General features: G+C 60.0%; 19 protein-coding genes and 2 pseudogenes. 8 read left to right on the forward strand and 13 right to left on the reverse strand.

The window, feature by feature from the left end:
* The first annotated feature begins 144 nt into the window (after positions 1-144).
* Positions 145-378 (forward strand): phosphoribosylformylglycinamidine synthase subunit PurS, encoded by a 234-nt coding sequence (gene purS / locus LC083_RS02650; protein WP_160607733.1) that lies wholly within the window; start codon positions 145-147, stop codon positions 376-378.
* The gene (gene purQ, locus LC083_RS02655; protein ID WP_226699074.1) at positions 378-1055 is read left to right on the forward strand and encodes a phosphoribosylformylglycinamidine synthase subunit PurQ; all 678 of its coding nucleotides are present in this window, start codon (positions 378-380) and stop codon (positions 1053-1055) included. Before purS ends, purQ begins: the two co-directional genes overlap by 1 nt.
* Here the strand turns inward: purQ and LC083_RS02660 are convergent, their stop codons facing one another.
* Positions 1056-3410: a putative bifunctional diguanylate cyclase/phosphodiesterase gene (locus tag LC083_RS02660; protein WP_226699075.1), complete on the reverse strand. Its 2355-nt coding sequence runs from the start codon at positions 3408-3410 to the stop codon at positions 1056-1058.
* 184 nt (positions 3411-3594) lie between these two features.
* Positions 3595-5418 carry a glutamine--fructose-6-phosphate transaminase (isomerizing) gene (gene glmS / locus LC083_RS02665; protein ID WP_226699076.1) on the reverse strand — a complete coding sequence of 608 codons (1824 nt, stop codon included), beginning with the start codon at positions 5416-5418 and terminating at the stop codon, positions 3595-3597.
* Between the two features lie 392 nt (positions 5419-5810).
* Here glmS and LC083_RS02670 point away from each other — a divergent pair, with 392 nt between their 5' ends.
* Together LC083_RS02670 and LC083_RS02675 are read left to right on the forward strand one after the other, a co-directional pair.
* A complete protein-coding gene (locus LC083_RS02670; protein WP_226699077.1) occupies positions 5811-6815 on the forward strand; it encodes a glycosyltransferase family 2 protein in 1005 nt (334 codons plus the stop codon).
* Positions 6812-8506, forward strand: a complete 1695-nt coding sequence (locus LC083_RS02675; protein WP_226699078.1) for a hypothetical protein — start codon at positions 6812-6814, stop codon at positions 8504-8506. Before LC083_RS02670 ends, LC083_RS02675 begins: the two co-directional genes overlap by 4 nt.
* 334 nt (positions 8507-8840) lie before the next feature.
* Here the strand turns inward: LC083_RS02675 and LC083_RS02680 are convergent.
* A pseudogene (locus LC083_RS02680) lies at positions 8841-9738 on the reverse strand (transposase).
* A 458-nt stretch (positions 9739-10196) separates the two neighbouring features.
* Here LC083_RS02680 and LC083_RS02685 point away from each other — a divergent pair.
* Positions 10197-10883 carry a class I SAM-dependent methyltransferase gene (locus LC083_RS02685; protein ID WP_226699079.1) on the forward strand — a complete coding sequence of 229 codons (687 nt, stop codon included), beginning with the start codon at positions 10197-10199 and terminating at the stop codon, positions 10881-10883.
* Between the two features lie 22 nt (positions 10884-10905).
* Positions 10906-11739, forward strand: a complete 834-nt coding sequence (locus LC083_RS02690; RefSeq protein WP_226699080.1) for a lysylphosphatidylglycerol synthase domain-containing protein — start codon at positions 10906-10908, stop codon at positions 11737-11739.
* Here the strand turns inward: LC083_RS02690 and LC083_RS02695 are convergent.
* From LC083_RS02695 to LC083_RS02705, 4 genes and pseudogenes are all read right to left on the reverse strand, one after another.
* Positions 11670-12347, reverse strand: coding sequence for a class I SAM-dependent methyltransferase (locus LC083_RS02695; RefSeq protein WP_226699081.1), 678 nt, complete (start codon positions 12345-12347; stop codon positions 11670-11672). The two genes, LC083_RS02690 and LC083_RS02695, sit on opposite strands and share 70 nt — an antisense overlap.
* A gap of 62 nt (positions 12348-12409) precedes the next feature.
* Positions 12410-12973 (reverse strand): glycosyltransferase, encoded by a 564-nt coding sequence (locus LC083_RS02700; RefSeq protein WP_226699082.1) that lies wholly within the window; start codon positions 12971-12973, stop codon positions 12410-12412.
* A 36-nt stretch (positions 12974-13009) separates the two neighbouring features.
* Positions 13010-13441: pseudogene (locus tag LC083_RS14085) on the reverse strand (glycosyltransferase family 4 protein); the annotation flags it as partial.
* Between the two features lie 211 nt (positions 13442-13652).
* A protein-coding gene (locus tag LC083_RS02705) for an IS3 family transposase (RefSeq protein ID WP_226699083.1) occupies positions 13653-14802 on the reverse strand; the annotation gives its coding sequence in 2 pieces (ribosomal slippage) (positions 13653-14547 and positions 14546-14802; 1152 coding nt in all).
* 290 nt (positions 14803-15092) lie between these two features.
* Between LC083_RS02705 and LC083_RS02710 the strand changes: the two genes are divergently transcribed.
* The gene (locus LC083_RS02710; protein WP_160607750.1) at positions 15093-16616 is read left to right on the forward strand and encodes a CpaF family protein; all 1524 of its coding nucleotides are present in this window, start codon (positions 15093-15095) and stop codon (positions 16614-16616) included.
* A 10-nt stretch (positions 16617-16626) separates the two neighbouring features.
* Here LC083_RS02710 and LC083_RS02715 read toward each other — a convergent pair whose 3' ends face one another.
* The gene (locus LC083_RS02715; RefSeq protein ID WP_226699084.1) at positions 16627-16851 is read right to left on the reverse strand and encodes a hypothetical protein; all 225 of its coding nucleotides are present in this window, start codon (positions 16849-16851) and stop codon (positions 16627-16629) included.
* Positions 16852-16967: 116 nt separating this feature from the next.
* On the opposite strand from LC083_RS02715, the gene LC083_RS13960 reads away from it, so the two are divergent.
* Positions 16968-17096 carry a hypothetical protein gene (locus tag LC083_RS13960; RefSeq protein WP_264187058.1) on the forward strand — a complete coding sequence of 43 codons (129 nt, stop codon included), beginning with the start codon at positions 16968-16970 and terminating at the stop codon, positions 17094-17096.
* Between the two features lie 51 nt (positions 17097-17147).
* Here LC083_RS13960 and LC083_RS02720 read toward each other — a convergent pair whose 3' ends face one another.
* Genes LC083_RS02720 through LC083_RS02740 form a run of 5 tightly spaced genes read right to left on the reverse strand, consistent with a single transcriptional unit; the run spans position 17148 to position 21651 of the window.
* Entirely contained in the window at positions 17148-17768 is a 621-nt protein-coding gene (locus LC083_RS02720; RefSeq protein WP_226699085.1) for a DUF938 domain-containing protein, read from the reverse strand.
* The gene (locus tag LC083_RS02725) at positions 17738-19297 is read right to left on the reverse strand and encodes a fatty acid--CoA ligase (RefSeq protein WP_226699086.1); all 1560 of its coding nucleotides are present in this window, start codon (positions 19295-19297) and stop codon (positions 17738-17740) included. Before LC083_RS02725 ends, LC083_RS02720 begins: the two co-directional genes overlap by 31 nt.
* Before the next feature lie 56 nt (positions 19298-19353).
* Positions 19354-19797, reverse strand: a complete 444-nt coding sequence (locus LC083_RS02730; protein WP_226699087.1) for an ABA4-like family protein — start codon at positions 19795-19797, stop codon at positions 19354-19356.
* Positions 19798-19799: 2 nt separating this feature from the next.
* Positions 19800-20498: an NAD(P)H-binding protein gene (locus tag LC083_RS02735; RefSeq protein ID WP_226699088.1), complete on the reverse strand. Its 699-nt coding sequence runs from the start codon at positions 20496-20498 to the stop codon at positions 19800-19802.
* Positions 20491-21651, reverse strand: a complete 1161-nt coding sequence (locus LC083_RS02740; RefSeq protein ID WP_226699089.1) for a deoxyguanosinetriphosphate triphosphohydrolase — start codon at positions 21649-21651, stop codon at positions 20491-20493. Before LC083_RS02740 ends, LC083_RS02735 begins: the two co-directional genes overlap by 8 nt.
* Positions 21652-21667: the final 16 nt, after the last annotated feature.

A 21667-nucleotide genomic window follows, 5' to 3' on the forward strand; every position in this document is an offset into this window, starting at 1 on the left:
TGCAATGCGGTGACACTCGGTTTTCAGGCTGATGGTGGGTAAGCTGCTGTCCCCGCTCGCCTTTCGCCTGCCGCTTGCCCTTCGCGCGCACTCGCGGCATAGGCGCGCGCAAGCTTCAACCCCAAGCTATCAAAGGCGCCGCCCATGAAAGTCCGTGTCCTCGTCAGCCTCAAGCCCGGCGTGCTCGACCCCCAGGGTCGCGCTGTCCACCACGCCCTTGAAGGGCTTGGCTTTTCCGGCGTCGAAGATGCGCGCGTGGGCCGCACGATCGACCTCGACCTGGCCGATGGCACCAGCGACGAAGCGCTGACCGAGATGTGCGAGAAGCTGCTCGCCAACACGGTGATCGAGAATTACCGCATCGAGAAGCTCGACTGATGGCCTTCCGCTCTGCCGTCATCACCTTTCCCGGTTCCAACTGCGACCGCGACATGGCGGTTGCGATCGAGCAGGTTTCAGGCACCGCCCCGCACCGCGTGTGGCACGGTGACGCCCAATTGCCCGACGGGCTGGACTTCATCGCCCTGCCCGGCGGCTTTTCCTATGGCGATTACCTCCGCTCGGGCGCCATGGCGGCCAACAGCCCGATCATGCGCGAAGTAATCCGTGCAGCCGAGCGCGGCGTGCCGGTCCTCGGCGTATGCAACGGCTTCCAGGTCCTGACCGAAGCACGGCTGCTGCCGGGCGCATTGATGCGCAACGCGGGCCAGAACTTCATCTGCCGCACTGTCGCGCTCAAGGTCGAGAACGCCCAGTCGCTGTTCACCAGCGGCTACGAGGCCGGGCAGGAAATCCGCATCCCGGTCGCCCACCACGACGGCAATTACTTTGCCGATGCGGAAACGCTCGACCGGCTCGAAGGCGAAGGCCGCGTGGCGTTCCGCTATGCCGAGGCGTGCAACGGTTCGCAGCGCGATATCGCGGGCGTTCTCAATGCTGCCGGCAATGTGCTGGGCATGATGCCTCACCCCGAACGCGCGATCGACCCGGCCCATGGCGGCACGGACGGACGCGCCCTGTTCGAAGCGGCAATCCGCTCGCTCGCAGACGCCTGATCAGGCGCTCTTGAGCGCACCGCGGGAGAAGATCTTGCGGGCATCGGCTGCCGGCATCGGACGGCCGAAGTGGTATCCCTGGATCTTGGTGCAGCCGAGGCGGCGGATGAGGTCCGCCTCTTCCTGGTTCTCGACGCCTTCTGCGGTCGTGGTCATGCCGAGACTGTCGGCCATGGCCACCACGGCGCGGATGATCGCGAGGCTTTCCGGGCTGTCCTGCGCCGCGCCCTGAACGAACATGCGGTCGACCTTGATGGTCGTGAATTCGAGCTTCCTGAGGTAGCCGAGCGAGGAATAGCCCGTCCCGAAATCGTCGAGCGCGACCGAACAACCCAGCGCAAGGCACTGTTCCAGCGCCTTTCGCACCACGCCGGCATCGCGCATGAAGATGCTCTCGGTCACCTCGATTTCCAGCCGGTTTGCCGACAGGCCGCTATGCGACAGCGCGCGCACCACTGTGCCAGCGAAATCGGGCTCTAGAAGCTGTTCCGGCGAGACGTTGACGTTCACCTTGACGTGTTCCGGCCAGTTCGTTGCCGCCTCGCGGCAAGCCTCGTTCATCACCCAGGTGCCGATGGGCACGATCAGGCGCGTGTCTTCGGCGATCGGAATGAACTTGGCCGGGCTGACGAAGCCGTGGACCTTGCTGTTCCAGCGCACGAGCGCTTCGAAACTGACGACCTCTTCGGTATTGGCATCCACGACGGGCTGGAAATGCAGCATCATCTCGTCGTTCTCGAGCGCGGTACGCAGCGAGAATTCCAGCTGGCGCTTTTCCTCTGCGGTGGCGTGCAGCGAGGGTTCGTATTCGCAGTGGACACCGCCGCCCTCGTCCTTGGCGCGGTAGAGCGCCAAGTCGGCGTTGCGGATGATCTCCTGCACCTTCGTCCCGTCACGCGGACCGATGGCAGAACCCACGCTGGCCCCAACGTAAAGGACCTGGTTCTCGATATGGTACGGCGCGGACAAGGCCGCGATTACCGTCTTCGCCAGCGTATCGATGCGCTTGCGGTCCGTCGCATCGCGCAACACGATCGCGAATTCATCGCCCCCCAGACGTCCGCAGACCTCGCCTTCGTCCACCAGCGGCTTGAGGCGCCGGGCAACCTCGCCAAGCATCTGGTCCCCGACGAGATGCCCGAGAGAATCGTTGACCGCCTTGAAGCGGTCGAGATCGATCATCAGGAATGCACAGCGGCTACGCCATTGCTGCGAGTATTCCAGTGCCTCGCCCAGTGCCTCGGTGAGCATCAGGCGGTTGGGCAACTGGGTCAGCGTGTCGTAGCGTGCAAGGTAAGCAATCTTCTCGCTGCTCTCGTGCTTCTCGGTCACGTCCGATCCAACACCGCGGAAACCGATGAATGAACCGTTGTCGTTGAGCATGGGGGTGCCTGAAAGCTCCCAGTACCGACGCTCGCCATTGATGACGGCCTTGACGGTGAGGTTGGAGAAGCTTTCCCGGCGCTTAAGCTTCTCGGCCAGTTCGTGAAGGCTCGGCGGAAACTGCCCGGTCTTCCAGCTATCGCCCGAAATGAGCTGGAGGAAGGGCTGCCCTTCGATCTCGGAAATCTGCTTACCGATGGCAAAGGCCAGGCGCGGGCTCACCGAGCGCATCTTGCGGTTCGGATCGACCTGCCACAGCCAGTCGGCCTCGCCTTCCTCGAATTCGCGTAGCAGCATGGAGACGACTTCGCTCTTCTCCTGCATCGCCAATTCGGACAGGCGACCGCCGACGCGCATGCGCGCCATCTCGAATGTTCCGAGCGAACCCAGGAGCATGGTAAGCGCGATCACCCCGGCCAGCAGAAAGGAACTGTGCATCAGGGCGACGATCAGCGGGCCGACCGATGCCGCAGCAAGGAAGGCGATGGTGCTGAGCGGCACGCTGTACCGGCTCGAAGTGCTGCACACCACAAGGAAGCACAGGATAATCCAGATGCTGGAAAGCTGTTCCTGCGCACCCAGCGCGGCCAGCGCTACGACGCCGAGCGACCAGACCGCCCCCTTGTTGGCCGAAGTCATGGCGTGGGCGCGCACGTCGTCCTGATTGAACCGGCGCATTTCCGCGTTGCGCAGGCGCTTGTCGAGGCTGAAGGCATGGATGACCGACAGGCCCAGCGCGCAGCCCCATGCCACGACGAGCAGCGGGTTGACCGTCGGAATGGCAACCGCAGCGACGAGAACGAAGGCAATCGCGTGAAGCACGGCGCGCACTACGGCGCGCTTGCTGACGAGCGAATACTGGTGGCCGTGAAGACGCGACCAGTCGACGCCTTCGACGCTCGCCAGGCCAAGCACCTGGCGGGCGGTCAAGGTCTCCGCATCGACAACCGTATTTGAACTCGTCTGGCTCACCCCCGCACGCTTACAAGCGAAAGGTTATGCGCACGTAAACGCTTCTGGCCTTTACGCTTTTTCCTGCTTGCCCGATCGAAGGGCCTGTAACGGCGCCTAGCCCTTGAAATTGCGGGCAAACGCGCCGACGCAATCTCAGTGAACTCTCGTCCTTACCGGGCCGGAAACCACCGGCCCTGCAGGATCACTCGACCGTTACCGACTTGGCCAGGTTACGCGGCTGGTCGACATCGGTGCCTTTCACGCAGGCCACGTGATAAGCGAGAAGCTGCACCGGCACGGCATAGACCAGCGGCGCGATCAGCGGGTGGACTTTCGGCATCTCGATGGTCGCCATGCAACCTTCGCTGGCCTGTTCGAGCCCTTCGGCATCCGAAATCAGCACGATCTGCCCGCCGCGCGCGCGCACTTCCTCCATGTTGGAGACGGTCTTTTCGAACAGCGGCCCGGAAGGTGCGAGCACGATTACCGGCACTTCGTTGTCGATCAGCGCGATGGGACCATGCTTCATCTCGCCGCTGGCATAGCCTTCGGCGTGGATATAGCTGATTTCTTTCAGCTTCAGCGCGCCTTCCAGCGCCAAAGGGAAGTCGGGGCCGCGGCCCAGGTACAGCACGTCGCGCGCAGGCGCGATGAGATGCGCCATGCTGGCGATGTCGTCGTCGTGGTCGAGCGCGGCGTTTAGGCAGGCGGGCGCTTCGAGCAGGTGGGCGACCACTTCCTGCTCTTCCTCGCGGCTCATCAGCCCTTTCTTGACCGCCATGTGGGCCGCAAGAGCCGCCAGCACGGCAAGCTGGCAGGTGAACGCCTTGGTCGAGGCGACGCCGATCTCGGGCCCGGCATGGGTAGGAAGCAGCAGGTCCGCTTCGCGCGCCATGGAACTGGTCGGCACGTTGACGATGACGCCGATGGTCTGGCCATTCTGCTTGCAGTGCCGGAGCGCCGCCAGCGTATCGGCCGTCTCGCCGCTCTGGGATATGAACAGCGCCAGGCCACCTTCCTCGAGGACGGGTTCACGGTAGCGGAACTCGCTCGCCACATCGATGTCGACCGGAACGCGGGCGAACTGTTCGAACCAGTATTTCGCCACCATGCCCGCATAGAAGGACGTACCGCAGGCTACGATGGTGATGCGGCGCACGCTCGACAGGTCGAAATCGAATTGCGGCAGCGCAACCGAGTTGTCCGAGCGGCGCAGGTAGGAGGCGAGCGTTTGCGCGACCACGGTCGGCTGCTCGAAAATCTCCTTTTGCATGAAGTGGCGGTAATTGCCCTTTTCGACCGCCGCGGCCGATGCGCCCGAAGCGCGCACCTCGCGTTCGACCTCGGTGTTCTCGGCATCGTAGATCGTCGCGCCCTCGCGTGTGACAACCACCCAGTCGCCTTCCTCGAGATAGCTGATCTGCTGCGTCAGCGGTGCGAGCGCCAGCGCGTCGGATCCGAGATAGGTCTCGCCCTCTCCGTAACCGACGACCAGCGGCGAACCGAGCCGCGCACCGATCAGCATGTCGGGATGGTCGCGAAAGGCAATCGCCAGCGAAAATGCACCTCGCAGGCGCGGCAGGATTTCAGCGACGGCTTCCTGCGGCGAGCGGCCTTCTTCCACCAGTTTGGAGATGTGATGCAGGACGACTTCGGTATCGGTATCGCTTTCCAGTTTACGTCCAGCCTCGCGCAGTTCGGCGCGCAACTCCTTGTAATTCTCGATGATCCCGTTGTGGACCAGCGCGACACGATCGGTTGCATGCGGGTGGGCGTTCGTGGCCGTGGGCGCACCGTGCGTTGCCCAACGCGTGTGGGCGATCCCGATTTCGCCCGGCGCCGGGTTACCTGCCAGTTCGGCGATCAGGTTGCCCAGCTTGCCTTGCGCCCGGCGGCGCACCAGCATGCCGTCAGCGATCGTGCAGATACCGGCGCTGTCGTACCCGCGGTATTCCATGCGCTTCAGGCCATCGACCAGCCTATCAGCAACCGGCTGGTTTCCGACGATCCCGATAATTCCGCACATGCAATACGCTCCTCGACTTTGGAATTGAGAACGTCACTTAGCGCTTATTGCCGCGCGATCAATCCGCCGCGGCGAGCGCCTTTCGAAGGCGTACTACACCAGAGCAGCAAGCCGGGCGGCAATGATGGCTGCCTGTCCCACTGGCGACCATTCTCCGCCCACCGGTCGGACGACCGCATCGACCACGTTCGTCAGCGAAACTACACAATGCGAGCGGGATCCCCCATCTCCCGGATTGCTGGATGCGAGGAACCGCCTCTGCGATTGAGGCGCTTGCGAGATTGCGGTGAGCGCCTTTGACAGTACAAGGCGTCTTTACCAACCATTTACCAAAGTCTTTCATGGCACGTTGGAATACGATTATTCGGCGAATGAGGGGGAGCTATCGTGAAATGACCAAAATGATCATTCAGATCCCGTGCCTGAACGAGGCGGACACGATTGGCGACACTATCGCGACATTGCCTTCAAGCATCGAAGGGGTCGACGTGATCGAAATCCTCATAGTCGACGATGGCAGTACGGACGACACAATAGAAAAAGCACGGTCGGCGGGCGCACATCACATCGTGCGTCACCGGCGAAACCGTGGGCTGGCCGCAGCCTTTCAGAGCGGCGTGCGCAAAGCACTTAATGAAGGTGCTGATATAGTCGTTAATACCGATGCAGATGGTCAATACGAAGGAGCGGACATCGGGAAGCTCGCCGCACCGATCATCAATGGGACTGCCGACATTGCGTTGGGCGACCGAGGCGTTTCCGACAATGTCCATTTCGGCGTTTTCAAACGACAATTGCAGCGGCTCGGTACCCTTGTCGTTAGAAAACTATCAAAGGCAGAGATCAACGATGCTGTAAGCGGATTCCGTGCCTTCAGTCGGGAAGCCGCCAAGCGGCTGACCATAACGACTGAATTCAGCTACACGACCGACATGTTAATCCAAGCGGGACGCAAGCGATTGGCAATCACCAGCGTTCCCATTCGCACGCACAAAACAAAACGGCCATCCCGGCTCTTCAAGTCAGTGCCGCGGTTCATAGTCAATCAGATGATCACCATTGCCCGTGCGTATACGACATACAATCCTCTACGAGTCTTCGTCACGGCCGGGTTGCTCCTAAGTTTCATCGGCCTATTGCCGATCTTGCGATTTTTCTGGTTTTTTATGCAAGGTGATGGAAACGGGCATCTACAATCCCTCGTCATCGGGAGCGCTATCTTAGTCGTAGGTGCGTTGTTCTGCATGCTTGGTATACTGGCCGACCTTCTTTCCGCAAATCGCAAGATGATCGAAACGACACTACTAGAGTTGCGGGACCTGCGCGAAGAATTTGCTGCTATTGTCGATTATAGGGATTCCAGTGAAGCGGAAAAAAATAAGGTGAATTCCACGTGAACAGCGCTGCTATAAAAGCACGCTCATCAACAGTGCATGAAGGATTGACCCGATGGTCTCACAGATTCAGTTCTGAGGCTTTCTGGCCCGGTCTCGGTCTGGTGTTGGTTCTTTGTTTGCATCTGCAACTCGCTCTGACCAGGTCGGTGAACTGGGACGAGTTCTTTTACTTGCATCAAGTCCACATATTTTCCCGCGGTGAGGCATTGCAGCCCCTGCAAACCATCCACGTCCGTCTTTTTTCATGGCTTGTCTCGGACATCCTGTTGGGCGTGGACCAAATCATTCGCGGTCGATTGATCATGCTTGCCGCCGAGTTCGTGACGTGCGCCTCCATTGCTGCGATTGCGTGTCGGTTTGCCGGACTTGCGACTGCGGTAATGTGTGCCTTGGCCTACGCATCGGTCGGTATAGTGATGCAGCACGCCTACGCGTTTCGCACAGACCCTCTTTCTATAGCGCTAGGTATGGGCGCTTTGGCCCTGATGGTTAGGGGCACACTAAGATGGCAACGGATCTTGGCCTGCGCCTTGCTTCTGGGAATGGCCTTTATGGTCACTATAAAGCTCGTGCTTCTCGTGCCGGTGTTTGCGTCGGTAGCATACCTGCGCTGGACGGACTTCGGCTTCTCGCGTTCGGGGGCAGTTCGTATTTTGGCTATTCCACTCTTGGGAATGGCTATCGCGGGCCTACTGTATTCTGTTCATGCCTATGACCTTTCGACCAATTCGGATGTCGGCGAGATGGTCGACAACTCCGGCAATGCGATGTTTTTCTTGGGCTGGCCTGAAAAATGGGGTTACGGTCTGCTCGCGATATCGAGCGGGTTTCCCTTTTTCGCAGCGCTGATTGTACTCTTTATTACTTTGCCAAGATCGAGCGGATGGAGCTGGGCAGAAAAGGTAGCGCTTGCAGGACTATGTCTCCCCCTTTCGCTGGTTTTCTTTTACGTGAACACCTACCCTTATTTCTATACCTTCATGCTAGCCCCTGTGGCCGCTAGCCTTGCAGGTTCCATGCAGATTTTCATCAGGAGATACGGCGCAAAAAGCGTGGTCTTGGCGTTCACGCTGAATGCGGTTGCCATGTGGGCAATTGATGGAGAAAGTCGCCTCCAAGAACAGCGCACCATCCAGACGGCGGTCGCCGAAATTTTCGAGGAACCGGTCAATTACTTCGATTTCCCCGGCTTCTTTCCCGAGCACCGTAAGGCCAACTTTTTCATGACGACTTGGGGCTTCAAGGACTACTGGAGGTCCGGAGAACCTCAGATGGCCAACACGATGGCAGAGGAGGTAGTGCCGATGCTAGCCGCTGTTGGTCCGCAGAACGGCGCACGGTTTTACGGTCTTATGGTCGATGGCGAGGATAACGGGGTATTCCATGCCGAAGATGTCATCGCACTGACGGAAAGCTACCGCCAGTTCTGGGGCCCGATCTTCCTCGCCGGAACAGAATTGGGCTCCAACGATAAAACAACGTGGAATGTGCGCGTGCCTGGCCCCTATACAGTCAGAGGCAACATGCTTGTCGATGGCGCGAAGTTGGATACGGGTGACGTGATTTCTTTGGAGCGCGGTCAGGTGACCCTAGTCGAGATCGGCAACAAGCCTGCATCGCTCACATGGGGCGATAATATTGCGAAGCCACCATACGACCCACCGGCTCGGCCCTATTGGACTGGATTTTAGTGACTGGCGAACGGAAAATGATCAACACGGTCCGCGTTTTGATCGCACCGCTGAGTATTTGGAGGGAGCGGAGGAGCCGTCCCGCAATTTGGCTGGCAATGGCGTTGTTCGCTTTTCGGACGTTATATTCGCTAACCCCTCTCGAGATAAACTGGACTTGGTCGGGTTTTGCCGCGATGGGCTTCCTCACGCTGGGTGCTGCTCCTCATGGCTTGGGCGTGTGGTAAGCGCATATCGTTTGGGGCGGCACTCCACGTGAGTTCGCATGCACAAATGGCCGAGGCTTTACCTTTGCCTGGCGCAGACGTGACCCCTAGCTTTCCTCCAGCTGGGATTAGAGCCGGGCGGTTGTTTTGCGCATCGGCGCGGTTGCAGCAATGGGCTGCGTAGCGGAGCCCGTAGGGCGTAGCGAAGCACGCCATGGCTTATCCAGTTCGGCGGCGAACGCCGCCGGGGTTAAGTAGCCAAGAAACTAGTGCGGTCGCTCCCGGTTGTAGTCATCGACTTATGCGGCGATCTCGACCCGGGCATGGACCAGGCTCAGGAACAGTGTCACGCTGAGCACGCGGAACCGGTGACCGGAGGCCATCTGGTCATGCACGAAGACCAGGCTCCAGCGCTGGTTCGGCAGCGCCAGCACCGGAGCAAGTGCTCTCGTGCCCACAGCACGCCTGCGGCTGCATCTCCGCCTGACCGCCTGCCTGTCCTCAGGGTAGAGCCTCTGGGTCTTCTCGCGGTTGATCATGACCCCCTCCCGGCGCAGCAGGATGTGCAGGCGGCGTTAGCCGAAACGGCGACGCTGGTTGGCCGGCTCGCGCAGCTTCTCACGCAGACCGGCATCATCGTCCCAGATGGAACGGTAGCGCACGCTCTTGCGATCTGCATCGATGACACGGCACGCCCGCCGTTCGCTCATCCCGTAGCAGGGCTGGAGATGAGCGACAGCTTCCCGCATGGCGGCGGGCGTCAGAATTTTTTGCCAGAAGATCCTTCAACGCAACATTGTCCAGCATCGTGTCGACCAGCAGTCGCTTGAGCTTCGCGTTCTCGCTCTCAAGCTCCCTCAGCCGACGGGCCTCGGAAACCTCCAGGCCGCCATGCGTCGATTTCCAGTTGTAGATTGTCGCTTCGGATACACCTTGCCGCCGAGCAAAGTCAGCCGTCTTCGTCCCCGCCTCCGCCCCCTTCAGCACGCCAATGATCTGCTCTTCGGTGAACCTCAGTCGCTTCATCGTCTGTCCTTCCTCCAAGCTAGACTCTAATAAAGCTTGGAGGAAAATCAGGGAGCAACTTGACCCCCGTGCTCTTACCTCCCATGCTGCGGCATTCCATTATGGCGCAAGGGATCAGTTTGCTTCTTGGCGGGGGCCAGTCGGCGTATGGAGCAGTATCTGGGAAAGCCATTCATCAGCTCCCTCACCGCCACCGCGTCCCGATAGATTGTGCCAAATTGCATAGGCGATGCAAGCAAGCGGCCCAATAGGTGGAAGAACGTCGATAGCCTCCGTTTGGGGCGAACCACTATGTTCATCTTGCTTTTAAGCGACTTGCCTGCAAGCAACACACATGGGGTCAAGCCCTGTTGAGGCGCAGGCAAAGCACGATCGATTGTACCACTGAGAGACTAATTAGGTTCGGAACACTCAGCGTGACCTTTATCGCGTAGCCCTTGTAAACAGTGGAGCTTGCAGTGAACGTTAAAGGTCCTGAATTCGACCAGATAAGCCGTTGCATCCCTAATGACCATGCTCGTCCAACTCAGGCTTTGGATCTTCTAGAGAAGGCAGGGTGCCTTGATCCAATTCGCTTCCTCGATTTAGGTTGCGGCGAAGGAGGTGCCGTAGACCAAGCACGTGCCTTCTTTCCCAATGTTGATTACACCGGTGTGGACATCGAAAGGTCTCCTGAGGTCGACGCGCGCAGCCGCAAAGATGCTAAATTCAAGACATACGATGGTATGAATCTGCCGTTCGAAACGGAAACCTTCGATATCATTTTTAGTAAGCAGGTTTTCGAGCACATTAGGTATCCTGATCGGGTGGCCGAAGAAGCACATCGCGTTCTAAAAACGGGCGGCAGCTTTATTGGATCGATGTCAAACCTTGAGCCTTACCACTCGTATTCGATCTTCAATTTTACGCCATACGGGGTCTTCCGCCTGCTGGAAGACAATGGCTTTCACATCCAAGTAATGCGCCCAGGCCCCGAGGGATTGGCAGTGATTACTCGTCAACTCACAATGCGCCGCTTGTCAATCGGGGCAGTCTACCCAGTGATTGAAATGGCAGCGCGATTGAAGGGGTGGGACGTGCAAATGCGGAATTATTTGAAGCTGCGCTTTTCTGGACAAATTACTTTTCGAGCAAACAAGTTGTAATCCGGTTTCAACCCGTCGCCGCATGAACGGAGAAAAACTCATGAAGCGATTGGCGCATATTACAGGAACTGCGATCTTCTTGGCCTGCCTTGGCTTCATCGGATATTACGTATTCACCAATTGGCCATCGCGGATCGACATTCGCATTAGCGTATTGTTAGCAGCCGCCTTAGTTTATTTTGCCGCTCATCTGACGAACGTTCTATCGTGGCTGGCAATCGTGCGAGCGCTCGGCTCGCGGCTTTCGCTCAAAGAGGGAGGCCGGATCGTTCTTATTTCCCAAGTCGGCAAGTACCTTCCAGGCAACGTCGCACATCATCTCGGTCGAGCGGCACTGGCCAAACGCATGAACGTTCCTTTGAAAGTGTCCGCCATCTCAACCGGAATTGAATTGTCTTCTGCCATCTTAGCATCAGCATTTGTTGGTGCTGCAGCACTCGTGATTCTACCTGAGATTCCAACCTCAGCGGTCGTCGCTTTCGTTTTGGTCCTTCTTGCAGGGATTGCTATCTATTTCTCGCCTTGGAAACCTGCTCTCTGGTCGCTGCCTTACCTTACTGTGAGTACAGCGCTCAATTGTTTGTCGTTCCAGCTCGTGGAAGGCAGCACTTGGGCTCTGCCTGCATTTGCTTTGGCATGGCTACTCGGTTTTCTAGTGCCCGGCGCACCCGGAGGCCTCGGGGTGCGAGAGGCTGCTTTGGTTGCAATGCTCGGACCCAATATGGCTCCAATCATTATTCACCGCCTTATGACCGTTGTCGTGGACGCTTTGGTTGCGGCCGTGGCTTACCTGACCTTGAAAACGAAGAAGTCTGCCGGGGAGGTCTCGTCGGGGTCGGATACACTAAATGGATAGGGGTTAGCGTCGTGTAACACGAGTTCGGCATCCGTGTTAGTGGCAACCCAATCGGTAAATTTTCTGTTCCGAACATGCGCTGACACTGATCGGTCATCAATGTTGCTTGAATAGATAATCACAAAGCTTTTTGCAGCGTCAAACAGTTGGCGCATGTGGGCCTCAAAAACTTTATCTTCGACCAAGTGATATATCACGTCGAGAGACATCGACAAATCCGCCTGTGATCCGTCGAAGTCCTGCAACAACATGAAGCGTTTGGACGTGTCGCCGGCAAACATTTTCGTCGTATGATCGAGAACCGTCAAAGACACATCGACCCCGATGTACTCTGGGAATTTCAGGAGCTGCAGTTGGGCCCCATCTCCACACCCGAATTCGATGACGCTCTGAATATCATGGCGCTCGACGAAATCGTTGAGAAACTCGGCTTTGTAAGCTGCAAGCCTGCTGTAAGATCCCGGTCCAGAATTCTTACCTTTGCGGTATCGCGATTCCCAATATCGACCGGAGTCAAAATTTTTCCGCCTTTGCTCGACCGTCATTGCCATGATCGCCCTAGCCAAGCTTCTGACGACCGGCGTCTTCTTGATGATTTCCTTGATCATGGGCAGAACTTGGCAGAAACGCATTAACATTCAATCCGCAATGGCGCTTAGCCTGAGAGCATTTAGCTACTCCGATACACTTGCAATACTTCTTCGGCGACACGGGACCAGCTGTAGCGCCGTTGCGCCTCTGCCATTGATGCCGCAATAAATTCGTGGCGTCTCTGATAATCCCACCCTGCAATTTCGCCTAGTTTTGACTCCCACTCTGCCGGTTCTCCTGGTTCCAACAGGAACCCCGTCACACCATCATGAACAGCCTCAACAAGTCCACCCGTTCGCGCTGCTAAGACAACTGCGCCGACCGCTGCTGCTTCCGGAGCAACCAATCCGAACCCCTCGAAATCTCCGTCTATCTCTATATTCGGGACGACAACGCACAAGGCGCGCCGATATTCCGACAACAACTTTTCCTGAGAAAGTGAACCTAGGAATTCGACCCGAGGATGTTTTAACACCTCGCTTTCTTCTTCGTCCCAGATCGTTCCAGCGATCTTAACCGGGATTTCAGTGCGTACATTTTCGACAAACCACCTGCACCCCTTTCTTGGGATTAGGCGACCAGCGTAAAGAATGTGTCCGTCACAGGAAGTCGGCGGATTGGCTGCCCGCAAGTTCGTTGCCAACGGGATGATCCTTTGCGTACACCATCCTGTCTCTGCGGCCGCATCCTTTGTAGCGGTCGAATTGGATATAAGCTTTGCACTTCGAAGCAATGTTGCTCCTGCCTTTAGGTAGGCTCGGTACAGCTTCCCCTTTAAGTGCTTTCGCTGGGCGTACCCCGCATCCGTGCCGTGAACCGAAATAACGATATTTGGCCGGGGTGATCGCAGCAACGTGACCAACGCCAAGGGCCACGAAGCCAGATCTCCGATGTGCAGAGTCCGAGGCGGCTTAGACCGAAGGTAGCGAAAAATGAATCGCGCAGCGAAACCAATCAGTGATGTCGGAGAGGGTGGGGAACCGTCTTCCTTTCCTGGCAAGACAACTTTGCGAAGCGCCGTGTGACTTTCGAGCTCATTTGTGAGTTCGACACAGTATGTTTCCATCCCACCGACAGCAGGTGGCCATTTGCGGGTTACGAATAGATCCATCCTAAGACAAATAGCGGAAACAGAGGCAGCGTAAAAGCGTCTGCTACCCAGCACTTGGCGAAGGCGTTGACTATGCGATTAACTCGGAAGTATGTCTCGCCGTGTAGGCTTCTCGGAGTTCGCTTGTCTTACCGTCAACAAGCTGCGCTAGTTAACCATTTAGAGGAGCACCGATTGATCGCCGCTGACGTGCTCCCCTGATTGTTACCATTCAGAGGTAGAGTCTCGCTCCTTCATGATTGATGTTTGATGGGATGGCAACGTGTCTGGGGGCATGCCCCCAGACACGTTCGCCGGCGATCTCGGCGTGGGTCTTCCCGCCCAGCTTCGAGTGTGGCCTGACTGTATTGTAGTCGTCTCGCCAGGCGGCCAGCACGAACCGCGCGTGGGCCAGCGAGGTGAACAGCGTCTCGTTGAGGCATTCGTCCCGCAGGCGGCCGTTGAAGCTCTCTACGAAGCCGTTCTGCATCGGCTTTCCCGGCGCGGTGTAATGCCACTCGACCCGCCGCTCCTGCGACCAGCACAGGATGGCCGACGAGGTCAGTTCGGTGCCATTGTCGCTGACCACCGTGTGTGGCTTGCCACGGACCCCGATCAGGCTGGTCAGTTCCCGGGCCACCCGAACACCGGAGAGCGACGTATCAGCCGCCAGCGCCAGGCACTCCCGCGAGAAGTCGTCAACCACGCACAGGATGCGGAAGCGCCGACGGCAGATCAGGCTGTCGGAGACGAAGTCGAGCGACCACCGCTGGTTCGGACCATCCGGCAGCTCCATTGGCCTGCGCGTGCCCAGTGCCCGCTTCCGTCCACTACGGCGACGCACGCGCCATCCCTCCTCGCGATAGATGCGTAGCAGCTTCTTGTGGTTGGGTGCGATGCCCTCCCGCGCCAGCAGGTAGCCCAGGCGGCGATATCCGAACTGGTGACGTTCCGCCGCCAACTCGCGCAGCCTTTGCCGCAGCGCCCCGTTATCCGGCCTCGTCGGCTCGTAACGGATCACCCTGCGGCTCACACCGACCAGACTGTACGCCCGACGCTCGCTCAGCCCGTGCTGCTCACGGGCGTGAGTGACGGCTTCCCGCTTCGCGCCGGGCGTTACCATTTTTTGATGCCAGATCCTTCAGCACAACATTGTCGAGCATTGCCTCGGCCAACAGCTTCTTCAGCCGGCTGTTCTCCTGCTCGAGCGTGCGTAGTCGCCGGGCATCGGACACTTCCAGCCCGCCGAACTTCGACTTCCACTTGTAGAACGTGGCGGAACTGATGCCGTGACGGCGGCACACATCCGCCGTCAGCATGCCAGCCTCCTGCTCCTTCAATACCGCGATGATCTGCTCTTCGCTGAACCTGCTTCGCTTCATCGTCTGTCCTTCCTCCAGGCTAGACTCTAACAAAGCTTGGAGGGGAATCAGGGGGTAACATCAGTTGGCGTCGGGAATTCATTGCCAGATTTTTGGTGGCACTGGATCGCCATTTCTTCGCTGAGAAGTCGTCGCGGATCAGACAATGGCGCTCTATGGCAAGCCCCCCCCTTCAGCCTTAGGAAAAAATCAAGGTTTCCAAATTATTCACCAAGCATGCAAAGGCGTGATTTGCCACTTTTCCGGCAGGTTGCGCACGTCACTTCGACTATGAGCTGCGGGGGTTTGGCATGAGTGCATTCGGACGCAAGAACGGGCCGGCAGGTATGGGTTCCGGCGCACGTCCGCAGTTCGGCGTCGCGCGTCCCATGCGCGGCGGTGCGCCTGCTCCGTCGGCCGACGACAAGATCGAAGGCGGTGATCAATTCCCGCCGCTGCCGGAAGACGCCCCTGCCCCCGGCGCAGGTGGCAAGGGTTCGAACGGCGACGCGATGGCCCGCCTTTCGGAACGCATGAATGCGGACCATTCGGGCAATAGCGAAGTCGGCGGCTTCGAAGCCAGCGTCCACAAGATCAAGGAACAGGTGCTCCCGCGCCTGCTCGAACGCGTCGACCCGGAAGCAGCCGCGACCCTTTCCAAGGACGAGCTTTCGGAAGAATTCCGTCCGATCATCATGGAAGTGCTGGCCGAACTGAAGGTCACGCTCAATCGCCGCGAACAGTTCGCGCTCGAGAAGGTGCTGGTCGACGAACTGCTCGGCTTCGGTCCGCTCGAAGAGCTGCTGAACGATCCTGACGTGTCCGATATCATGGTCAACGGTCCCGACCAGACCTACATCGAAAAGAAGGGCAAGCTCGTTCTCGCCCCGATCCGTTTCCGCGACGAAAGCCACCTCTTTCAGATCGCCCAGCGCATCGTGAACCAGGTCGGGCGCCGCGTCGACCAGACCACGCCGCTTGCCGACGCCCGTCTCAAGGACGGCAGCCGTGTGAACGTCATCGTGCCGCCGCTATCGCTGCGCGGCACCGCCATCTCGATCCGTAAGTTTTCCGAGAAGCCGATCACCATCGACATGCTCAAGGACTTCGGTTCGATGAGCGAGAAGATGGCGACCGCACTCAAGATCGCTGGCGCCTGCCGCATGAACATCGTCATTTCGGGCGGTACGGGTTCGGGTAAGACGACCATGCTCAATGCCCTGTCCAAGATGATCGACCCGGGCGAGCGCGTGCTCACCATCGAGGACGCGGCCGAACTTCGCCTGCAGCAGCCGCACTGGCTGCCGCTGGAAACGCGTCCGCCGAACCTCGAAGGCCAGGGTGCCATCACCATCGGCGACCTGGTGAAGAACGCCCTGCGTATGCGTCCTGACCGCATCATCCTGGGCGAAATCCGCGGCGCGGAGTGTTTCGACCTTCTCGCCGCCATGAACACCGGCCACGACGGTTCGATGTGTACGCTTCACGCCAACAGCCCGCGCGAATGCCTCGGCCGTATGGAAAACATGATCCTGATGGGCGACATCAAGATCCCGAAGGAAGCCATTTCGCGCCAGATCGCCGAATCCGTCGACCTGATCGTGCAGGTGAAGCGCCTTCGCGACGGTTCGCGCCGCACCACCAACATCACCGAGGTGATCGGGATGGAAGGCGACGTGATCGTGACGCAGGAACTGTTCAAGTTCGAGTACCTGGACGAAAGCGAGGACGGCAAGATCCTCGGCGAGTTCCGCAGCTCGGGCCTGCGCCCCTATACGCTTGAAAAGGCCCGCCAGTTCGGCTTCGACCAGGCCTATCTGGAAGCCTGCCTCTAAAGCAGCGAGCCTATCCCCGGATCACTCCGGGGATGGATACCACCAGCAGCGCCCCGCCCAGCACGGCGAAGGTCAGGAATAAGCCCGTCCATGGCATCCAGCCGACACGGTCGATGCTGGTGCGTTTCATCCGCCTGCGCTCCATCGCCAGCGCGGCAAGCGCAACGATCAGCGATGCGGCGCCCCATAGCGCGACGATTTCGGCTTCGCTTGCGAAGGTCAGGAAAGCTTTCATGGCGCGCATATGGGCGCGGTTTACCGCCTAGCCAAGGCGCTTGGTGGGAACCCGCTTGTCGAGTAGGGGTTTTCTTACCATTGCGCGGCCAACATGCCCTCGGGAAGGATGACACTATGATCAAGAAACTGCTTCTGGCTTTCGGCATCACCGCGATGTCGCTCACGGCATCGGCCTGCAACACTGTGCGCGGCGTCGGTGCGGACCTTGAATCGGCTGCCAACGCCGTCGACGAAGAAACCTGATTTCTCGCACAGAGAGAGCAAATGGAGGCCCGCCAAATGGCGGGCCTTTTTTTATTGCTTGCGGTAGACAAGCGTAAGGTTGTTCGCCGGCATTTCATGGCGTGCGGTCCGTCCCAGACCGTTCAGCTGGGCCAGTTCATCAAGCGCCTCGACCTCTCGCAAGCCCCATGCGGCATTCCGCGCCTTGAGATCGGCATCGAAGGCGAGGTTCGACGGGGCGGTTCCGACACCTGTCTCGATGAATGGGCCATAAAGAATGAGCGGCTGTCCCTTCGAAAGAAGCTTTCCCGATCCCGCGAACAGTCCTTCGGTGGCCGCATAGGGGCTGATGTGGATCATGTTCACGCAGACAACGGCATCGGCGTGCTGGACCGGCCATTCCGGCACAGTCGCATCGATGGCGATCGCCTGGCGGATGTTTCCCGCTCCGGCTTCCTGCGACCATGCATCGATCGAGGCGAGCGCATCGGTGTCGACATCGCTGGGCTGCCATTCGAGCGCAGGAAAGCGCCGCGCCATGAACACGGCGTGCTCGCCCGAGCCACTGGCGATTTCCAGCACCAGACCGGTTTGCGGCAATTCGCGCGCAAGCACATCGGCGAGCGGTGCCGAATTGCGCGCGGTGGCAGGCGCGTGGCGTTTCAGTTGACCTGCCGTTCGCGACCTTCCCAATAGGGCGCGCGCAAATCCTTGCGCAGGATCTTGCCGCTGGCATTGCGCGGCATCACCTCGATCACATCGACGCTCTTGGGGACCTTGAACCCGGCCAGCCGCTCCCGCGTCCAGGCGATGATATCCTGCGGGTCGACTTCAGTGCCCGGTTTGGGGACCACGCAGGCTTTCACCGCCTCGCCCCAAGTGTCGTCAGGCACGCCGATCACCGCGACCTCGCCCACGCTCGGATGGCCGTAGATCGCGCTTTCGACCTGCGCCGGGTAGACGTTCTCGCCGCCGGAAATAATCATGTCCTTGATGCGGTCCTGGATGAAGACATAGCCGTCCTCGTCCATGTAGGCGGCATCGCCGGTGTGCATCCAGCCGTCCCTAAGCGAACCTGCGGTTGCATCGGGCAGGTTCCAGTAACCGGCCATGTTCGAAGGGCTTTTGCAGACCAGTTCGCCCACTTCGCCGCGCGGCAGTTCCTGCCCGTCCTCGCCGATGACCCTGAGTTCGACCCCGGCCACAGCCTTGCCAGCTGATTTCATCCGCTGGTTGCCCTCGAGCGCGTGATCCTCAGGGGGCAGCGCCGCGATGGTGCCGGTCGTCTCGGTCATGCCGTAGCATTGCAGGAAGCCCGCTTCGGGAATCGTCCTCACCGCCTCGCGCAGCAGGTCGAGCGGGATCGGTGCGGCGCCGTAGAGGACGTATTTGATCGCCGACATGTCGGTATCTTTCGCGCGCGGGTGCTGCACCACCATCTGCAGGGCGGCGGGCACGATGAACAGGCGAGTGATGCCCTGCTCGAATGCATCGAGCACGCCGTCGGGCGTGAACTCGGCCTGCACGATCGAGCGGATGCCCGCCCCCATCGCCATGATGCCGAGGCCCGTCCCGCCGATATGCGCGCAAGGCATGCATACGAGGATCGCCTCGTCCTCGTCGAAATGCGACCACGGCTGGCCTTCCTCCTGGCTCGGCACCCGCAGCGAGAAGAGATTGCGGTTTGTCAGCACCGCGCCCTTCGGATTTCCGGTCGTGCCGGACGTGTAAAGCTGGAGGACTGCGTCGTCCGGCCCGGCCGGTGCGAAATCGACTGCAGGCGCGCCTGCGATTTCGGCAAGGGCCGCTTCCTGTCCGATGACTTCGGGCGGATTGTCGAGCGAGGCGCAGGCCTTCTGTGCCAGCTCTTCGAAGCCCGTGCCGAGAAACAGTATCTTCGCGCCCGTATCGCTGATGATATAGGCGATCTCGGGTCCGGCGAGCCGCCAGCCGATCGGGACCATGACCACGCCGACGCGCGCTGCGGCATAGAACAATTCAAAATAGTGCTTGTCGTTCTTGCCGAGCCAGGCAACGCGATCTCCCCGCCCGACACCGTGCTGCGCCAGCATCGCAACGATCTGGCGGGTACGCGTTTCAAGGTCGCGGAAACTTATCGTCTGCTCGCCCTGCTCCAGGACGATGTTGTCAGGACGCTCCTGCGCCCAGTGACGGATGAACTGGTCGAAGGTCAGCTTCGGTTGCTCTGCCGATTCCTGCATTGGCCTCTCTCTCCTCTGCGCGCATCATGCCACGAGAGGAGACGAGAGCAAGCGCGCTATTGCCAGCGGCCGAGTGCGCGGGCGCGTTTCTCGCGCAGCAGCAGCCACACGACAAGGCCAAGGGGGCCGGCAAGGAAAGTCGCCAGCAGCACCGGTGCTTGCACGATGCGCGAAAATCCCTTCGCGTCGGCATCGCGGGCGATCCACAGGCCGACGAAGAGATCGAACGCGAGATAGTGGATCCAACCGATCGTCACCCCTGCATCGCTGGCGAAGATGGCGCGCACGCCCTCGATGCTTCCGAAATCCATTCCGCCCTCGCCAGCGGGCACAACGCCCGACAGAACACCGATAAGCAGCAGGGCATACGTCGCGCAAAGCAGGCCGACGCCCAGGTACAGTATCGCCGCCAGCAGGGCAGGCCAGCGCGGCAGCAGTATCAGTGCGAGCCACATCACGAGCGCAAGGCCGTTGGCGATCCCGAAAACCGTGTCCCACATGCCTACTCGTCCACCAGTTGCGGCAGGCGTTTCGCTGCCCGGATAATGCCGTCATTGTCGTGCACGAAGCGCCCGCGCGCGGCGCTCTTGGCCAGGGCCAGCGCAGCCTGCGCGACAGTTTCGGCGTGGATCGCGCGATACTGGCGGTACTTGCCGTGCATCAGCATGTTGGCGAGCGGCGCTGCCGCAATGCCCAGCCGTTCCCCCACACGCCGGTCGTTCTCGCGCTTGCCGCGCAGCAGGCCCGGCCGCAGGATATCGAGACGAGGGAAACGGATCTTGGTCAGCTCGCGCTCTGTCTCGCCTTTCACGCGCAGGTAGAAGGTCTTGGACAGCGGATCCGCCCCTGCCGAGCTGACAGCAACGAAACGCTCGACCCCGTGCTCCTTCGCAGCGCGGGCGGTCGCGAGGACGAGATCATGGTCGACCGCACGGAATGCGGCCTCGTCCTGCCCGGCCTTCTTCCAGGTGGTCCCCAATGCGCAAATGACGGCCTTGGGTCGCATGGCTTCGAGCACTTCGCCCCATTTTTCCGGCTCCGCGACGAACAGCTCCATCCGGATACCCCGGGGCAGTTTAGCCTCGCGACGGGCGATCGCGGACAGGCGCACGTCCTCGCGGCCGATGCATTCCTCCATCACCTTGCCGCCGATCAGCCCGGTCGCGCCGATGAGGCAGATACGCGTCGCACCGTCAGACATTGGACAGCCCCTGCGGCGCGCGGCCGTAGATGCGGGTGCACTGGTCGATGGCAAAGCGGTCGGTCATGCCGGCGATGAAATCGGCGATGTGACGGCTCTTGCCCGGTTCGCTTTCCGGCAAGCGATCGAGCCAGTCGTCGGGCATAGTCGTCGGGTCCTGCTGGTAGGCGACGAACAGCCGCGCGATGACATCGCGGGCACGCTCTGCCGTCTGGATCTGCTCGGGATGGTAATAGAGCCGCTGGTACATGAATTTCTTCAGCGCGCGTTCCTCGTTCGCCATGCCGGGCGAGAAACCGGCCAGCTGCTTGCCCGCTTCGCGCACCTGCTCGGCGCTGTCGAGGCCCTTCACGGCCGTGCGCGTCTGTTCGAGCACGTCGTTGACCATCAGCCCGATCTGGCTGCGAACCAGTTCTCGCAGCTGGTGCTCGCGCGAGGCGCCGGGATGCTGCCGCTCGACTCGCCGGAACTGGTCGGCGAGGAAATCCACCTCCATCAGGTCGTCGAGCGAAAGGAAGCCCGCCCTTAAACCGTCGTCGATATCGTGATTGTCATAGGCGATATCGTCGGCAACCGCTGCCACCTGCGCCTCGAGCGAGGGCCACTGGCCGAGTTCCAGCGGGAAGGCCTTGTCGATATCCGCAAGCGCCCAATTGGCCGCGCCGACCGGGCCATTGTGCTTCGCCATGCCCTCCAGCGTTTCCCAGGTCAGGTTGAGGCCGGGATGGTCGGGGTAATTGCATTCCAGCCGCGCCAGCGTGCGGATGCCGTGCGCATTGTGGTCATAGCCGCCTGCATGGGTCATCGCCTCTTCCAGCGCCTTTTCGCCGGCGTGCCCGAAGGGCGGATGACCTATGTCGTGGGCAAGGCACAGCGCCTCGGTCAGGTCTTCGTCCAGCCCCAGTTCGCGGGCGATGACCCGGCCGATCTGGGCGACTTCGATGCTGTGCGTCATGCGCGTGCGATAGTGATCGCCGTCCGGAGCGACGAAGACTTGTGTCTTCGAGCGCAGGCGGCGGAAGGCGATCGAATGGACGATCCGGTCTCGGTCGCGCTGGAATTCGCTGCGCGGACCGCGCGCACCTTCTCGGTTCTCGGGAAATTCGCGCCCACGCGAGGCGGCGGGATCGGCGGCGTAAGGGGCTCTTTGCATCGAGCCGCTGGCTTAG

The sequence above is a fragment of the Qipengyuania gaetbuli genome (genome assembly GCF_020524765.1).
GTDB lineage: Bacteria > Pseudomonadota > Alphaproteobacteria > Sphingomonadales > Sphingomonadaceae > Qipengyuania > Qipengyuania gaetbuli_A.